The organism is Achromobacter animicus (assembly GCF_902859585.1).
In the GTDB taxonomy this organism is placed as follows: domain Bacteria; phylum Pseudomonadota; class Gammaproteobacteria; order Burkholderiales; family Burkholderiaceae_B; genus Achromobacter; species Achromobacter animicus.
The window spans coordinates 13,790-29,267 of sequence record NZ_CADIJM010000027.1 but is presented as its reverse complement, the minus strand read 5'-3'; the positions used below and the strand labels follow the sequence as shown (position 1 = coordinate 29,267).

Here is a 15,478-nt window from a genome sequence, read left to right as displayed (position 1 = left end):
CAGCGGCCGCCGACGCTGGTGCGCCGGCCGCCCGTGCCGCCGCGCGTCCGGCCGCTTCCGCCGCCGCCCATGCAGACAAGGAATCGACCTCGATCCGCGTCGGCGTTGAAAAAGTCGACCAGGTCATCAACCTGGTGGGCGAGCTGGTCATCACGCAGGCCATGCTGGCGCAGACCGCCTCCACGCTGGATCCGGTGCTGCACGATCGCCTGCTGAACGGCATGGAGCAGTTGGAGCGCAATGCGCGCGATCTGCAGGAAGCCGTCATGTCGATCCGCATGATGCCGATGGATTACGTGTTCAGCCGCTTCCCGCGCCTGGTGCGCGATATCGCCGGCAAGATGGGCAAGCAGATCGAATTGCAAACGTACGGCCGCGCGACCGAGCTGGACAAGAGCCTGATCGAACGCATCATCGACCCGCTGACCCACCTGGTGCGCAACAGCCTGGACCACGGCATCGAAACGCCCGAAAAGCGTATTGCCGCCGGCAAGGATCCGGTTGGCCAGCTGGTGCTGTCCGCGCAGCACAACGGCGGCAACATCGTCATCGAAGTCAGCGACGACGGTGGTGGCCTGAACCGCGAAAAGATTTTGAAGAAGGCCATGGCGCAAGGCCTGGCCGTCAACGAAAACTCGCCCGACGACGAGATCTGGCAGCTGATTTTCGCGCCCGGTTTCTCCACGGCCGAAAAGGTCACGGACATTTCCGGCCGGGGCGTGGGCATGGATGTGGTGCGCCGGAACATCCAGGACATGGGCGGCCACGTGCAGTTGTCGTGCGAGCCGGGCAACGGCACCACGACCCGCATCGTGCTGCCGTTGACCCTGGCCATTCTGGACGGCATGTCGGTGCGCGTCGGTGAAGAGACCTTCATCCTGCCGCTGAACCACGTCACCGAATCGCTGCAGCCCACCAACGACCAGATTTACTCGGTTGCCGGCAACGAGCGCGTCATGCACGTGCGTGGCGAATATCTGCCGCTGGTCGAGATGCATCGCGTGTTCTCGGTGGGCGAGGCCCAGACCGATCCGACGCAGGCGATCGCCGTCATCATGCAGGCCGAGGACCGGCGCTTCGCGCTGCTGGTCGATCACCTGATCGGACAGCATCAGGTGGTGGTCAAGAATCTGGAATCGAATTACCGCAAGGTCCCGGGCATTTCCGCCGCCACCATTCTTGGCGATGGCAGCGTGGCCCTGATTGTCGACGTATTTGCGCTCGCGCGCGCCAACCGGGAGCGCTGGTCGCAGCCCGAAGCCGTTCTGAATTGATGGAGCACTAAAAAATCATGGCAGCCAAACCGCAAGCGCAAGCCGCGCGCAATGAAGATGTCGGCAGCGAGTTCCTGGTCTTCACGCTGGGCGACGAGGAATACGGGATCGACATCCTGAAGGTGCAGGAAATCCGCGGCTACGACGCCGACACGGTCACCCGCATCGCAAACGTCCCGCCGTTCATCAAGGGCGTGACGAACCTGCGCGGCATCATCGTGCCGATCGTCGACCTGCGCATCAAGTTCAACCTGGGCCGCGTCGACTACAACGAGCAGACCGTCGTCATCATCCTCAACCTCGACCGCCGCGTCGTCGGCATCGTGGTGGACGGCGTGTCGGACGTGCTGATGCTCAACTCGGGCCAGGTTCGTCCGGCGCCCGAGTTCGGCGCCACGCTGTCGACCGAGTACCTGACCGGCCTGGGCACCGTGGATGAGCGCATGCTGATCCTGGTGGACATTGAAAAGCTGATGACCAGCGACGAAATGGCGCTGGTGGAGAAGGTCGCCTCCTGATCGGAGTCCGGCCGGAATGCGGGGTAAAGGCGCCATATTGATCGCGATGTGGCGCTTTCCTTTAACGATTGCAGTCAAGGGATGGTTCTTGTGATGCGCAAGTTTTTCGCGAACATGACGATACGCAGCAGCCTGTTGTGGGTGCTGGCGTTCTTCTCATTCATGTTGGTGATTGGTGCCGCGCTGGGCGTGTTGTCGTTGCGCATCAGCAATGGGACGCTGGCCGAGATCAAGCAATCGCAGGAATTGAACGACGCCGTCAACCGCGTCGTGCTAAGCCACAAGGACACGCTGAACGGCCTAACCCGTGCCGCGACCCTGAACTATGCGGACATCGTGCGCAGCGTCGGTCAGCCGACCCTGCTGGCGCAAGGTCTGTCCAGCGAGGCCGCCGGCCTGCTGGAACGTGCCAAGGCGTCGCTGAACAAGGGCCAGGCCGAGTTCGATTTCTTCAAGACCCTGCCACGGCCGGCCGAAGCCGCCGAGGCCCTGAAGGAGATCGACGACTCCTATGCGGCGTTGGTGCAGCAGGGTGTCGCACCGTTGGTCGCCGCGCTGGAAAAGGCCGACATGCCGGCTTACCAGACGCAGATCCAGAAGGTGCAAGACGCCCTGGAAGGCCGCTTTGCGCGCGCCGTCGAAGGCTTTGACTTCTGGCGCGCCAGCAAGATGACGGACGCGTTCGAAGTGGCGCAAGTGCGCTACCAGTTTGTGCTGATGGCCGTCAGCGCCGGCGGCATCATCGCGGCGCTGCTGGTGTTTGCCACCTACGTCTTCCTGCGCCGCCGCGTGCTGCAGCCGCTGAAGGAAGCCGGCCACCATTTCGACCGCATTGCCGGCGGCGACCTGACGGCGCGCGTGGAAGTCAGCAACACCAATGAGATCGGCCAGCTTTTCGCCGCGCTCAAGCGCATGCAGGAAAGCCTGACCCGCACGGTGGCCTCGGTGCGCCGCGGCGTCGATGAAATCAACGTGGGCTCGCATGAGATCGCGGCGGGCAACACGGACCTGTCCAGCCGTACGGAGCAGCAGGCCGCTTCGCTGGAAGAGACCGCCGCTTCGATGGAAGAGCTGGCGTCGACCGTCAAGCAGAACGCGGACAATGCCCGCCAGGCCAACCAGCTGGCCGCCAGCGCGTCTGACGTGGCCGAGCGCGGCGGCGCGGCGGTGTCGGAAGTGGTGCACACCATGGAAGGCATCTCGGCCAGCTCGCGCAAGATCTCGGAAATCGTGTCGGTGATCGACGGCATCGCATTCCAGACGAACATCCTGGCGCTGAACGCGGCGGTGGAAGCCGCGCGCGCCGGTGAGCAGGGTAAGGGCTTTGCGGTGGTGGCGGGCGAAGTTCGTTCGCTGGCGCAGCGCAGCGCCCAGGCCGCCAAGGAAATCAAGGGCCTGATCGAAGACTCCGTGACCAAGGTGGGCGCGGGTTCGCAGCAGGTCGAACGCGCCGGCTCCACGATGCAGGAAATCGTGGCCTCGGTGAAGCGCGTGACGGACATCATGGGCGAGATCTCGGCAGCGTCCGAAGAACAATCCAGCGGCATCGACCAGGTGAACCGGGCCGTGTCGCAGATGGACGAAGTGACGCAACAGAATGCGGCGCTGGTGGAAGAGGCGGCTGCCGCCGCAGGCTCGCTGCAGGAACAGGCGCAGCGCCTGGCCGAAGCGGTGGCCGTGTTCAAGATCAATACGGGCGAGGTCATCGAAGTGCCGGCGCATCGGCTCTCATCGGTGCACGCCACCTATGACGACGCCCGCCTGCACGCGCCCGATGCGCCTGCTCTGGGACGCTGAGGATACGCGTGGCAACTTCGGCGAATACGGCCCCGTCCATTTCGGTGGACCGCCAGTTTGATTTCCGTGACGCGGACTTTTCCCGCGTCCGCAAGATGATCCACGCGCGGGCCGGCATTTCGCTCGGCACGCACAAGCGCGAGATGGTCTACAGCCGCCTTGCGCGCCGCCTGCGGGCGTTGGGCGGGCAGGATTTCGGCAGTTATCTGGACAGCCTGGAAAACGAGCCCGACGCCGCGGAATGGGAAGACTTCATCAACGCGCTCACGACGAACCTGACCGCGTTTTTCCGTGAATCGCATCACTTTCCAATCCTGGCGGACTTCGCGAAGAAGCGCGGGGGACCCGTTTCGGTGTGGTGTTGTGCAGCCTCGACGGGCGAAGAGCCGTACTCGATCGCCATTACGCTGACCGAAGCCCTGGGCGCGCGGGCCGCCGGCTCGACCGTGCTGGCTACCGACATCGACACCAGCGTGCTGAACCGCGCGCGCACCGGCGTCTATCCGAACGAACGCGTCGCGAAGATGGAAAGCGAGCGCCTGCGCCGCTTCTTCCTGAAAGGACGCGGCGCGAACGAAGGGCATGTGCGGGTGCGGCCCGAGATCGCCGAGATGGTGCGCTACGAGACGCTGAACCTCTTGTCGCCGTCGTGGGGGATCACCGAAAAGTTCGACGTGATCTTCTGCCGCAACATCATGATCTATTTCGACAAGCCGACCCAGGCCAAGATTCTGGAGCGGTTCGTGCCCCTCATGAAGCCGGGCGGCCTGCTGTTTGCCGGCCACTCCGAGAACTTCACGTACATCAGCCGGGATTTCCGTCTGCGCGGGCAGACAGTCTACGAATGCGCAAATAAGGCCTGAACGGGCCAGGGCAGCAAACAAGATGAAGAAAATAAGCGTTTTGTGTGTGGATGACTCCGCGCTTGTGCGCGGCTTGATGACCGAAATCATCAATAGCCAGCCGGATATGGAAGTGGTTGCGACCGCACCCGATCCGCTGGTCGCGCGCGACCTGATCAAGCGTCACAACCCCGACGTGCTGACGCTGGACGTGGAAATGCCCCGCATGGACGGGCTGGATTTCCTGGAAAAGCTGATGCGCCTGCGTCCGATGCCGGTCGTGATGGTGTCGTCGCTGACCGAGCGTGGCGGCGAAATCACGCTGCGTGCGCTGGAACTGGGCGCCATCGACTTCGTGACCAAGCCCAAGCTGGGCATCCGCGACGGCCTGCTCGAATACACGGAACTCATTGCCGACAAGATCCGCGCCGCGTCGCGCGCCAAGCTGCGCGCGCCCACGCCCCATGCGGCGGCAGCCGCGCCGGCGCCCATGCTGCGCCGTCCGCTGTCCAGCTCGGAAAAGCTGGTCATCGTGGGCGCGTCCACCGGCGGCACCGAAGCCATCCGCGAAGTCCTGCAGCCGCTGCCGCCGGACAGCCCCGCGATCCTGATCACGCAGCACATGCCGGCCGGCTTCACGCGGTCGTTCGCGCAGCGCCTGGATGCGCTGTGCGCCGTGACCGTGCGCGAGGCCGTGCACGGCGAGCGCGTGCTGCCGGGCCACGTGTACCTGGCGCCGGGCGGCGAGATGCACATGCGGTTGGGCCGCAGTGGCGCCAACTACGTCATCGAGCTGGAAGCCAGCGAACCGGTCAACCGCCACCGTCCGTCCGTGGACGTGCTGTTCAATTCCGCGGCCGTGGCGGCGGGCAAGAACGCCATCGGCGTGATCCTGACGGGCATGGGCAAGGATGGCGCGACCGGCATGCTGGCCATGCACCGGGCGGGCGCGCACACGATCGCGCAGGACGAAGCAAGCTGCGTGGTCTTTGGCATGCCTCGCGAGGCCATTGCCATCGGGGCTGCAAGTGAAGTGGTGCCGTTGTCGGCGATGAGCGAACGCATTCTGACTCGCCTGGGCGACCGTGGGCACCGCGTTTAACGCGGACAGACGCCACGATCGGTCTCAAGCAAATTTTTTCTGGAGTGAAAGATGGTAGACAAGGGCCTGAAGATTCTGGTGGTGGATGACTTCCCCACCATGCGGCGGATCATCCGCAACCTGCTCAAGGAGCTGGGTTTCGAAAACGTGGATGAGGCCGAGGACGGCGCTATTGGCCTGGAGAAGCTGCGCAACGGCGGCTTCCAGTTCGTGGTGTCCGACTGGAACATGCCCAACCTGGACGGTCTGGAGATGCTCAAGCAGATCCGCGCCGACGCATCGCTGGCTTCGCTGCCGGTGCTGATGGTGACGGCGGAAGCCAAGAAGGAAAACATCGTTGCCGCAGCCCAGGCCGGCGCCAACGGTTACGTGGTCAAGCCTTTCACCGCGGCAACGCTGGAGGAAAAGCTGAACAAGATCTTCGAGAAAATTGGCGGGTGAGGTGTGCGATGAGCTCAACGGAAACAGTTGACCCGGCAGAGTCGCCCGACCTGATCCATCGCATCGCCTCGCTCACCCGCATGCTGCGCGACAGCATGCGCGAACTGGGCCTGGATCAAGCGATCAAGGACGCCGCCAATGCAATCCCCGATGCGCGCGACCGCCTGCGGTACGTGGCGCAGATGACCGAGCAGGCCGCCAACCGGGTGCTCAACGCCACCGAGCAGGCCGGTCCTATCCAGGACAACATGTCGCGTTCGGCCCAGGCGCTGGATAGCCGCTGGCAGCAATGGTACGACCAGCCGCTGGAGATGCCGGAAGCGCGCGAACTGGTGCAGGACACGCGCGCCTTCCTGGCCGACGTGCCCAAGCAGACGCAGCAGACGCAGTCCAAGCTGATGGAAATCATCATGGCGCAGGATTTCCAGGACCTCACGGGCCAGGTCATCATGCGCATGATGGACGTGGTGGGCGCGATCGAACGCGAACTGCTGCAGGTGCTGCTGGACAACGTGCCGCAAGAGCGCCGCGATGAAGCCAACAGCCTGCTCAACGGTCCGCAGATCAACCCGCAAGGCAAGACCGACGTGGTCACCAGCCAGGACCAGGTCGACGACCTGCTGGCCAGCCTGGGCTTCTAAGCCCGGCCCTCGGGCGATGTTCGCTTCCAGACATCGCCCCGGTGTCAGACACCCGCATGGCCCTGGTGTCTGACACCCGCGCGCGGCTGCGTCCTTGCGGTTGCCTGCTGCACTTGGCCGTCTGTGCGGCCTCGTCCGCATGACGTATTCCCTAAGAGCGCAAACGCGACCCTCCCGATAGACTCCTGCCAACAATAATCGGGGCCTTGCAGCGCGAGACAAGGCGCGCCTAGCGCGTCAGGCCACGGATGCCCAAAGCAGGCGGTCCGGGCCAGGGAGAGGAGGTTCATCATGGCCAGATCCGTATTCCGCCTGGGCGGCATGTGGGGCTTGTTGCGTCGGCTCAATCGCGGCGACGCGATGCTGTCGGAGCGCGCCCTGTCTTTCAGTCCGGCCGCCTGGCCACTGTACCGTTTTCTGGCGCAGATCCGCGTGCGGGTCATGACGGTGCGCCAGTCCAGCATCGAGATCGCGCTGAACGCGGCGCGCACGCAGTTCCAGGCGGGGCGCTGTTCGCTGCTGGCGCGCGAGCAGGCCAGGGCCGCCGACGCGCTTGCCGCCAGCGGCGCGCAGATCGCTGACCTGTCGGCATCCACCTCCACGCATGCCCGCGAAATCGCCGCCGTGTCCGGCCAGAATCTGCATGCCGCAGAGCAGGCGCTGGCGGAGCTGACCGAGGTCAAGACGCGCGTCGACCGCATGACGCAAGAGATGGCGGCTTTTACCGAAGTGGTGGGGCAACTGGCCGCCCGCGCGAAATCCGTGGGCGACATCAGCCAGGCAATCAAAGGCATTGCGCTGCAGACCCAGTTGCTCGCGTTGAACGCGGGCGTCGAGGCGGCCAGGGCAGGGGACGCGGGACGGGGCTTTGCGGTGGTGGCCAGCGAGGTCGGCCGTCTGGCCGAACGCGTCAACACCGCCACCGGCGACATCGGCCGCCATACCTCAGAGATGCTGGGCCTGGTCGAATCCACCCAGCGCCAGACCGGCACGCTGCGCGAGGATGTGGACGCGTCGGGCGCGGTGCTGAACCGCACCTGTGACGGGTTCGAGCGCTTCGTGCGCGACTTCGACAGCATGAACCGGCAGGTGGGTGAAGTGGTCCAGGCGATTGGCGAGGTCGACGCCACCAATCACGGCATGAGCCAGGAGGTGGGGCGCATCGCGGCACTGAGCGCGGACGTGCTGGAACGGGTGGGCAGCATGTCGGGCGAGATCGACCGCATCCGCCGCCAGACCGAAAGCGTGCAGGAGGTGCTGGCCGACATGCGCACCGGCGATACCGCGTTCGACAGCCTGTCGGCGTCGCTGGAGGCGTTCGCGGACGCGGCGGCCGGACTGCTGCACGATGCCCGGCGGCGGGGTGTCGACGTGTTCGACCGCCATTACCAGCGCATTCCCGGCAGCGAGCCGCCGCGGTATCACACGGCGTATGACCGGGCCATCGACGAGCCGCTGACGCGCCTGCTCGACAGTGTGCTGCAGGCGGTGCCCGGCGCGATCTACACGATCCTGGTGGACAACCGGGGTTACGCACCCGCGCACAACAGCCGGTTCTCGCTGGCGCCGACCGGCGATCCGAAGGTCGACATCGTCCGGGTGCGCAACAAGCGGATCTTTGACGATCCCGTGGGCGCCCGGCTGGCTGCCAACACGGGCGCGCAGTTGTTCCAGACGTATTCGCGGGATACCGGCGAGATCGTCAACGACATTTCCCTGCCCATTTATCTGGGGCCGGAACACTGGGGCGCCGTGCGCATCGGGCTGGATTACGCGCGGTTCCAGGCGATCGTGGACGGGCAGGGCGCCGGGGGACGGGCGGCGCCGGTGGCGGGTTGACGGGGTGGAGTTACGCGGGCGTTCATGTTGCGGCTTGATGGGGCGGCTTGATAGGGCGGCTTGATGTGGCAAGTTGAAGCGGCGGGCTGAAGGCGCACGCCTAGGGGGGGCTGACCGGCAGCCGGCGGCGCATCCGGGAATAGCGCCGCTTTCCCCCCGTTTCTTGGCATATCGCCAACCCCCGGCGCCTCCTAGAATCTCGGCGGGCGGCTTGCATTCCACGTCAGCGAGCCGCAACGATCCCGTAGAGCATGTCCGAAGAAAGCGACCTCGAGAAAACCGAAGCCGCCTCTCCCAGGCGCCTGGAAAAGGCGCGCGAGGAGGGGCAGATTGCGCGTTCCCGGGAACTGGGCACGTTCATGATGCTGGCCGTAGGTGTCGCCGCGATCTGGGCGGGCGGCGGGTCGCTGTACAGGGGCCTGAGCGGCGTGCTGCGCAACGGACTGGCCTTCGATCAGCGCGTCGCGTTGGATCCCGGCGTCATGGTCGAGCAGGCGGTAAGCGGTTTCGGCCATGCGCTGCTGGTGCTGCTGCCGATATTCGGCCTGCTCGCGGTGGTTGCAGTGCTGTCGAGCGTGGTGCTGGGCGGCCTGGTGATTTCGACCAAGCCCCTGACGCCCAATTTTTCGAAGCTCAGCCCGCTGGCCGGCTTGAAGCGCATGTTCTCGTCGCAGACGGTGGTGGAGCTGATCAAGGCGCTGGCCAAGGCGCTGCTGGTCGGCGGCGTAGCGGTCTGGGTCATCTGGCGCTATCACGACGACATGATGGGGCTGATGCACGTGGCGCCGTCGGCCGCGCTGACCAAGGCGCTGACCCTGGTGGCAATGTGCTGCGCCTTCATCGTGGCGTCGCTGCTCATCATCGTCATGCTGGACGTGCCCTGGCAGATCTGGAGCCATCTGAAGAAGCTGCGGATGTCCAAGGAAGATGTGCGCCAGGAGCACAAGGAAAGCGAAGGCGATCCGCATGTGAAGGCGCGCATCCGGCAGCAGCAGCGTCAGGCGGCCCGCCGGCGCATGATGTCCGAGGTGCCGAAGGCCGACGTCGTGGTCACCAACCCGACGCACTATGCGGTGGCGCTGAAGTACGACGAATCGAAGGGCGGCGCGCCGCGCGTGCTGGCCAAGGGCACGGGCCTGATCGCCGCGAAGATCCGCGAGCTGGCCGCCGAAAACAAGATTCCCACATTGGAAGCGCCGCCGTTGGCGCGCGCATTGCATCAACACGTCGAGCTGGGACAAGAAATCCCGGCCGAGCTGTATACCGCGGTGGCGGAAGTGCTGGCATGGGTATTCCAGCTACGATCCTGGCGCTCGGGTTGGGGGCTTGAACCCCCGGCCCCCACGAAGTTGAACGTGCCAGCCGAACTGGACCCGCAGGCAAAAACCGCAGCACAAGGAGTTTAAGGAATGAGCGCTCTGCTCACCATGTTGAAGAATAACGGCGGCACGCATGCGCGGCTGCTGGCGGGTCCCATCCTGATCGTGATGGTGCTGGGCATGATGGTGCTGCCCCTGCCCACGTTCCTGCTGGACTTGCTGTTCACCTTCAACATCGCGTTGTCCGTGATGATCCTGCTGGTGGCCATGTTCACGCGCAAGCCGCTGGACTTTGCCGCGTTCCCGGCCGTCCTGCTGTTCGCGACGCTGCTGCGCCTGTCGCTGAACGTCGCGTCCACCCGGGTCGTGCTGCTGCACGGTCACACGGGCCCGGACGCCGCGGGCAAGGTGATCGAGGCCTTCGGGCACTTCCTGGTGGGCGGCAACTTCGCGGTCGGGATCATCGTCTTCATCATCCTGACCATCATCAACTTCATCGTCATCACCAAGGGTGCGGGCCGTATCGCGGAAGTGGGCGCGCGCTTCACCCTGGACGCCATGCCCGGCAAGCAGATGGCGATCGACGCGGACCTGAACGCCGGCCTGATCGGCGAAGACGAGGCGCGCAAGCGCCGGTCGGAAGTCTCGCAGGAATCGGACTTCTTCGGCTCGATGGACGGCGCCTCCAAGTTCGTGCGCGGCGACGCCATCGCCGGCCTCTTGATCATGGCGATCAACATCATCGGCGGCTTGGTCGTCGGCGTGGCGCAGCACGACATGTCCATGGGCGAAGCCGGCCGCGTCTACACGCTGCTGACCATCGGTGACGGCCTGGTTGCCCAGATCCCCGCGCTGGTGATCTCCACCGCCGCCGGCGTGGTCGTGTCGCGTGTGTCGACCGACCAGGACATCGGCCAGCAGATCATCAGCCAGCTGTTCTCCAACCCGAGCGTGCTGTTCCTGACCGCCGGCATCATCGGCATCATGGGCCTTATCCCCAACATGCCCCACATCGCGTTCCTGACGCTGGCCGCCGCGCTGGGCTGGGGCGGCTGGGCGCTGCTCAAACGCAAGAAGGCCGCCGCCGTGGCCGCCGAGGAGATACCGCCGCAGGCGATCACCCAGGCGCAGGCCGCGGCTGCCGAGGCAAGCTGGGAAGACGTGTCGATGGTGGACCAGCTGGGGCTGGAAGTGGGCTACCGCCTGATTCCGCTGGTGGACCACGCGCAGAACGGCGAGCTGCTTCACCGCATCCGCAGCCTGCGCAAGAAGTTTGCGCAGGACGTGGGCTTTTTGCCGCCGGTCGTGCACATCCGCGACAACCTGGAACTCAAGCCCAACGATTACCGCATCCTGCTGTCCGGCGTGGAAGTGGGCACGGGGGTCGCGATGCCGGGTCAGTGGCTGGCCATCGACCCGGGCGGCGTGACCATGCAGATCAAGGGCACGCCGACGACCGATCCGGCGTTCGGCCTGCCGGCGCTGTGGATCGACAGCTCGCTGCGCGATCAGGCGCAGGTGGCCGGTTACACGGTGGTGGATGCGGGCACGGTGGTGGCCACGCACCTGAATCACCTGATGCATCGCCACGGCTCGAACCTGTTGGGCCGCCAGGAAGTGCAACAGCTGCTGGATCGCATCGGCCGCGACGCGCCGAAGCTGGTCGAGGACCTGGTGCCCAAGACGCTGTCGCTCACCGCGCTGCAGAAGGTGCTGCAGGGTCTGCTGTCGGAAGAAGTGCCGATCCGCGACATGCGCACCATCATCGATACGCTGTCCGAGCATGGCCCGCGTCTGGCGGCGATGGCCGCCGGGTCGGGCGGCCAGCCGGACATCAACGAGCTGATCGCGCTGACGCGCCGCGCGCTTGGCCGCGCCATCACGCAGCAATGGTTCCCCGGCGAGGGCGAGCTGCGCGTGATCGGCCTGGACGTGAAGCTGGAACGCGTGCTGTCGCAGGCCATGACGACCAGCGGCGGCCTGGAGCCGGGGCTGGCCGACACGCTGCTGCGCGAGGCGCAGGCGGCGGTCGAACGGCAGGAATCCCAGGGCAATGCGCCGGTGCTGCTGGTGTCGCCGGTGCTGCGCGCGCCGCTGTCGCGCTTCCTGCGGCATCATCTGCCGCAGCTTGGCGTGTTGTCGAATACGGAAATTCCTGATGAGCGCATCGTCCGCGTGACGGCGCTGATCGGCGGGAGCAATGGGCAATGAAGATCAGCCGCTTTTACGGGGCAAACACCCGTGACGTGATGCGTCAGGTGCGCGAGGCCTTGGGGCCGGACGCGCTGATCGTGTCGAACCGCAGCGTCGAGGGCGGGATCGAGGTGCTGGCCACCGTTGATGGCGCCTTTGACGACGCGCCGCAGCAGCAGACGCCGCCGCGCGAAGCGCCGGCCTATGCGCCGCCGGCGCAGGAACGTCAGCCCGCGGCGCCGTCGTTCGGCGCACCGGCCGGGATGGCGCGACCGCAGGTTGCGCCGGTTGCCATGCCGCCCGCGCCGCCAGCCGGCTACGCGCCGCCGGCGCGATCCATTGCCGCTTACCAGTCCGCGTATGCGGCGTCGGCGCAGCCGGAGATTGAACCGTCGCCGGCAGAATTCGTACCCGCTGCACCGCAGCCGGTTTCGGTTGCACCGACGGCTGTCGCACCTCAGCCGGTCGCACCTCAGCCGGCCGCACCTCAGCCGGTCGCACCTCAGCCGGCCGCACCAGTACGCGTCGAGCTGCCGCCGCTTGCGCCGGCAGTCCGCATGACGCCGCCGGCTCCCGCCATGCCCGAGCGCATGGCCACCGCCGCGCCCGCAGCCGCCATGGCCGCTGCGCCCGCCACCGCCTATCACGCGCCCCAAGGCTACGCCGCGCCGCCCGCACCCGTGCAGGCGCCCGCCATGCCGCCGGCAGCGGCGCCGCAACCGGCCATGCTGCATGCCGCGCCGCCCATGGGCCGCATGCCCGATGCCCCCGTGCGTCCGCCGCAGGGCTTGCCGCCCGCGAATCTGCCGGCCGATACGGCCGCCGGTCTGCAGGACGCCATCAGTGCCTTGCGCGGCGCGCTGGAAACCCGCATGGACGGGCTGCTGTGGGGCGGCCGCCAAGGTCCGGGGCGCGAGCCCGCGGGCGCCGCGCTGTTCCGCAGCCTGCTGGACGCCGGCTTCAGCACCAAGCTGGTCCGCACGCTGGTCGAGCGCCTGCCGCAAGGTCTCTCCACCGAGGCTGCGCAGAGCTGGGCACGCAATGAACTGGTGACCCATCTGCCGGTGGTGCGTTCCGAAGACGAATTCCTGGCTGGCGGCGTGTATGCGCTGGTCGGCCCGACCGGCGTGGGCAAGACCACGACGCTGGCCAAGCTGGCCGCCCGTTGCGTGGCCCGCGAAGGCCGGGAGCAGGTCGCCATGCTGACGACCGACCTGTTCCGGATCGGCGCGCTGGAACAATTGCAGATCTACGGCCGCCTGATGGGCGTGCCGGCGCACTCGGTGCGCGATGCCGGCGAGCTGCGCCGCATTCTGGCCGAACTGGGCAACCGCAAGATCGTGCTGATCGACACCACCGGCATCAGCCAGCGCGACCGCCTGGTGGCCGAGCAGGCATCGATGCTGTGCAACGCCGGCAAGCCCGTTCGCCGGCTGCTGGTGCTCAACGCCGCCAGCCAGGGCGACACGCTCGACGAGGTGGCGCACGCCTATCGCAATGGCGTGGGCGAGGATGTGGCCGGCTGCATCATCACCAAGCTGGACGAAGCCACCCGCCTGGGCGCGGCGCTCGACACCGCCATCCGCCACCGCCTGCCGATCCATTACATGTCCGTCGGCCAGAAGGTGCCCGAGCACATGGAACTGGCCCGCGCGGACGTGCTGATCGACCGCGCGTTCTCGATGGTCGAGCGCGCCCGCGCGCTGTACACCCCGAGCGAGGCCGACCTGGCGTCGCTGGTGTCGTCGTCGCGCGAACCAGACGCCGTGGACCCGGCGCGCCGCCGCCAGTTGCTGGCCTCGGCCATCCTGCCGCAGCAGGGCGGTGCGGCGTCGATCGCAGCAGCACAGAATCTGGACGACACCATTTCGTGGCTGGACAGCGACCCGGCGTGCCTGCAATCGCGCACCGCCTGGCGCGAGTACGTCGGCGACGGCGCGGGCGCCAGCCTGGCCGCGCTGGGCGATGAGCCACTGGCGATGGTGCGCCGTGAATTTTCCGCTGCGTGCAGCCGCAACCTGCTCGTGATGCACGGCAAGACCGCCATGAAGGGCGAGGCCTTGCCCGGCGGCGCGCTGATGGGCGCGCTGTTGATGAGCGACCGCGGCGCCGCACTGGCCGCGCCCGCGCAGCAGCTCGCGCTGCCGCACGGCATGTTGAGCTCGTTTGCGCCCGCCGCGCCGGCCCAGCCGGATCCGGCGGCGGCCTTGCAGGCTCGCGTGCAGTGGTTGGGCGAGCGCCTGTCGTCCTTGCCGCTGGTCCACATGCTGGAGGCCGGCACCGTTGCGCTATGGCAGCCGTTGAGCGAGCAGGGCGTGTCCTGGGTAGCGCGTTGCGCAGGTGGCACGCGCGTGATCCAGGACGAATGCCCGACCAACCTGAACGCCGTCGGCAAGAGCGTGGGTTACCTGCCCGTCGGCCAGCCCGGCGACATGCCGGGCCTGCGCCCGGCGCCGGGCGCCAAGACCGCGCCGCTGGCGCTGTGGGCCTCCGGCACCGAAGTCGTGCTGCCGGGCAAGGGGCAGGGCGCCAGCGTCCGCCTCATCTGCGCGCGGCTGATCGACACGGTCTCCGGCGAGGTCGCGGGCCAGTTGTTCGGCGCGACGAACCTGCCGGCGTCGCAGGCGGACGCCGCGACGATTGCGCGCTGGCTCGTTCTGCAGGAGGAGGCCAAGGCGGCGTTCCGTTACATGGCCAATGCCTGGCAGGCGCTGCCCGCCGTCGATGGCGCCCATACGCTGGCGCGACAGTCGCTGATGGCCGGGCAGCTTGGCGCGGCATGCTGGCAGCTGGCGCATTCGCCGGCGGCAGACGTGGTGCGTGGTCCGTTTTCGGGCATCGTGGGCACCGAGCGCAAGCTGTCGGGCAAGATGCTGCCGGTGGCGCTGCTGAAGATGTTCGCGCTGCTGGAGATGACGGGCGGGGCGTAAGGCCGCGACCCCGTCTCGCGGAAACAAAAAACGGCGTGCCATGCACGCCGTTATTTTTTATGCCGCAGGAGATCGGAAAAGGCGTCAGCCCGCCACGATCGGCCGGCGGCCCGGGGCGCTGCGGGCGCCGCGGCCTTGCGCGTCGTACGTCGAGGCGCTGCCGACGCCAACATTGCGCAGGGCGTCCAGCGATTGCTGGGTGTAGCGCAGATGCACGTCGATCAGGGCGCCATTGCGCATGTTGATTTCGCTGGCGGAGGCCGACTTGGTCAGCAGGGCCTGCCACACGCCGGACAACTGCGGATACTGCGCGGCGGCCTGTTCGGTGCCGATGTGGCCCGCGGGCAGGCCGATTTCGGACAGCAGGTTGTCGCGCGTCTGGCTGAGGTCGACCAATTGCTGCGCGATGCCGCGCTTGCGCTCGGTGATCTGGTTCAGCGTCTCGACGCTGCCCTGGCTGACCAGGACCTCGGTTTCTTCCTCGAGGATCGAGGAGAACTCGGAGATCAGGGTGTCTTCCTGCTTCATGCAGGATTGCAGGGAATCGACGAGGCTCATGACAGACGGCTCAATAGAGGGAAG

The 15,478-nt window shown here is 66.8% G+C and carries 12 protein-coding genes; 11 read left to right on the top strand and 1 reads right to left on the bottom strand.

The window, feature by feature from the left end; translation table 11 throughout:
* The 11 genes from HV681_RS27320 to flhF form a co-directional block, all read left to right on the top strand.
* Positions 1-1,274, top strand: a 1,274-nt coding sequence (locus tag HV681_RS27320) for a chemotaxis protein CheW (RefSeq protein ID WP_254595079.1), incomplete at its 5' end; no start/stop codon positions are given.
* Positions 1,275-1,291: 17 nt separating this feature from the next.
* Positions 1,292-1,792: a chemotaxis protein CheW gene (cheW, locus tag HV681_RS27315; RefSeq protein ID WP_129247084.1), complete on the top strand. Its 501-nt coding sequence runs from the start codon at positions 1,292-1,294 to the stop codon at positions 1,790-1,792.
* Positions 1,793-1,885: 93 nt separating this feature from the next.
* Positions 1,886-3,589 (top strand): methyl-accepting chemotaxis protein, encoded by a 1,704-nt coding sequence (locus tag HV681_RS27310; protein WP_175126223.1) that lies wholly within the window; start codon positions 1,886-1,888, stop codon positions 3,587-3,589.
* 8 nt (positions 3,590-3,597) lie between these two features.
* Positions 3,598-4,452, top strand: a complete 855-nt coding sequence (locus HV681_RS27305) for a CheR family methyltransferase (protein ID WP_175126222.1) — start codon at positions 3,598-3,600, stop codon at positions 4,450-4,452.
* Between the two features lie 22 nt (positions 4,453-4,474).
* Complete coding sequence (locus HV681_RS27300; RefSeq protein WP_175126221.1) at positions 4,475-5,533, top strand: protein-glutamate methylesterase/protein-glutamine glutaminase; 1,059 nt, start codon at positions 4,475-4,477, stop codon at positions 5,531-5,533.
* A 51-nt stretch (positions 5,534-5,584) separates the two neighbouring features.
* Positions 5,585-5,974 carry a chemotaxis response regulator CheY gene (gene cheY, locus HV681_RS27295; RefSeq protein ID WP_056316584.1) on the top strand — a complete coding sequence of 130 codons (390 nt, stop codon included), beginning with the start codon at positions 5,585-5,587 and terminating at the stop codon, positions 5,972-5,974.
* 8 nt (positions 5,975-5,982) lie between these two features.
* A complete protein-coding gene (cheZ, locus tag HV681_RS27290; RefSeq protein ID WP_056570181.1) occupies positions 5,983-6,615 on the top strand; it encodes a protein phosphatase CheZ in 633 nt (210 codons plus the stop codon).
* A 291-nt stretch (positions 6,616-6,906) separates the two neighbouring features.
* The gene (locus tag HV681_RS27285; RefSeq protein ID WP_254595078.1) at positions 6,907-8,454 is read left to right on the top strand and encodes a methyl-accepting chemotaxis protein; all 1,548 of its coding nucleotides are present in this window, start codon (positions 6,907-6,909) and stop codon (positions 8,452-8,454) included.
* A 251-nt stretch (positions 8,455-8,705) separates the two neighbouring features.
* The gene (gene flhB / locus HV681_RS27280; protein ID WP_175126220.1) at positions 8,706-9,860 is read left to right on the top strand and encodes a flagellar biosynthesis protein FlhB; all 1,155 of its coding nucleotides are present in this window, start codon (positions 8,706-8,708) and stop codon (positions 9,858-9,860) included.
* A 3-nt stretch (positions 9,861-9,863) separates the two neighbouring features.
* Complete coding sequence (gene flhA, locus HV681_RS27275; RefSeq protein ID WP_175126219.1) at positions 9,864-11,984, top strand: flagellar biosynthesis protein FlhA; 2,121 nt, start codon at positions 9,864-9,866, stop codon at positions 11,982-11,984.
* Positions 11,981-14,896 (top strand): flagellar biosynthesis GTPase FlhF, encoded by a 2,916-nt coding sequence (gene flhF, locus HV681_RS27270; protein ID WP_175126218.1) that lies wholly within the window; start codon positions 11,981-11,983, stop codon positions 14,894-14,896. The genes flhA and flhF overlap by 4 nt, the downstream gene beginning before the upstream one ends.
* 84 nt (positions 14,897-14,980) lie before the next feature.
* Here flhF and HV681_RS27265 read toward each other — a convergent pair whose 3' ends face one another.
* Entirely contained in the window at positions 14,981-15,454 is a 474-nt protein-coding gene (locus tag HV681_RS27265; RefSeq protein WP_175126217.1) for a flagella synthesis protein FlgN, read from the bottom strand.
* Positions 15,455-15,478 lie beyond the last annotated feature (24 nt).

Excerpts from the sequence above, each read along its gene's own strand:
- flhA (WP_175126219.1), top strand. The coding sequence starts at position 9,864 with ATGAGCGCTCTGCTCACCATGTTGAAGAATAACGGCGGCACGCATGCG.
- cheW (WP_129247084.1), top strand. The coding sequence starts at position 1,292 with ATGGCAGCCAAACCGCAAGCGCAAGCCGCGCGCAATGAAGATGTCGGC.
- cheZ (WP_056570181.1), top strand. The coding sequence starts at position 5,983 with ATGAGCTCAACGGAAACAGTTGACCCGGCAGAGTCGCCCGACCTGATC.
- HV681_RS27285 (WP_254595078.1), top strand. The coding sequence starts at position 6,907 with ATGGCCAGATCCGTATTCCGCCTGGGCGGCATGTGGGGCTTGTTGCGT.
- flhF (WP_175126218.1), top strand. The coding sequence starts at position 11,981 with ATGAAGATCAGCCGCTTTTACGGGGCAAACACCCGTGACGTGATGCGT.
- cheY (WP_056316584.1), top strand. The coding sequence starts at position 5,585 with ATGGTAGACAAGGGCCTGAAGATTCTGGTGGTGGATGACTTCCCCACC.
- flhB (WP_175126220.1), top strand. The coding sequence starts at position 8,706 with ATGTCCGAAGAAAGCGACCTCGAGAAAACCGAAGCCGCCTCTCCCAGG.
- HV681_RS27265 (WP_175126217.1), bottom strand. The coding sequence starts at position 15,454 with ATGAGCCTCGTCGATTCCCTGCAATCCTGCATGAAGCAGGAAGACACC.
- HV681_RS27310 (WP_175126223.1), top strand. The coding sequence starts at position 1,886 with ATGCGCAAGTTTTTCGCGAACATGACGATACGCAGCAGCCTGTTGTGG.
- HV681_RS27300 (WP_175126221.1), top strand. The coding sequence starts at position 4,475 with ATGAAGAAAATAAGCGTTTTGTGTGTGGATGACTCCGCGCTTGTGCGC.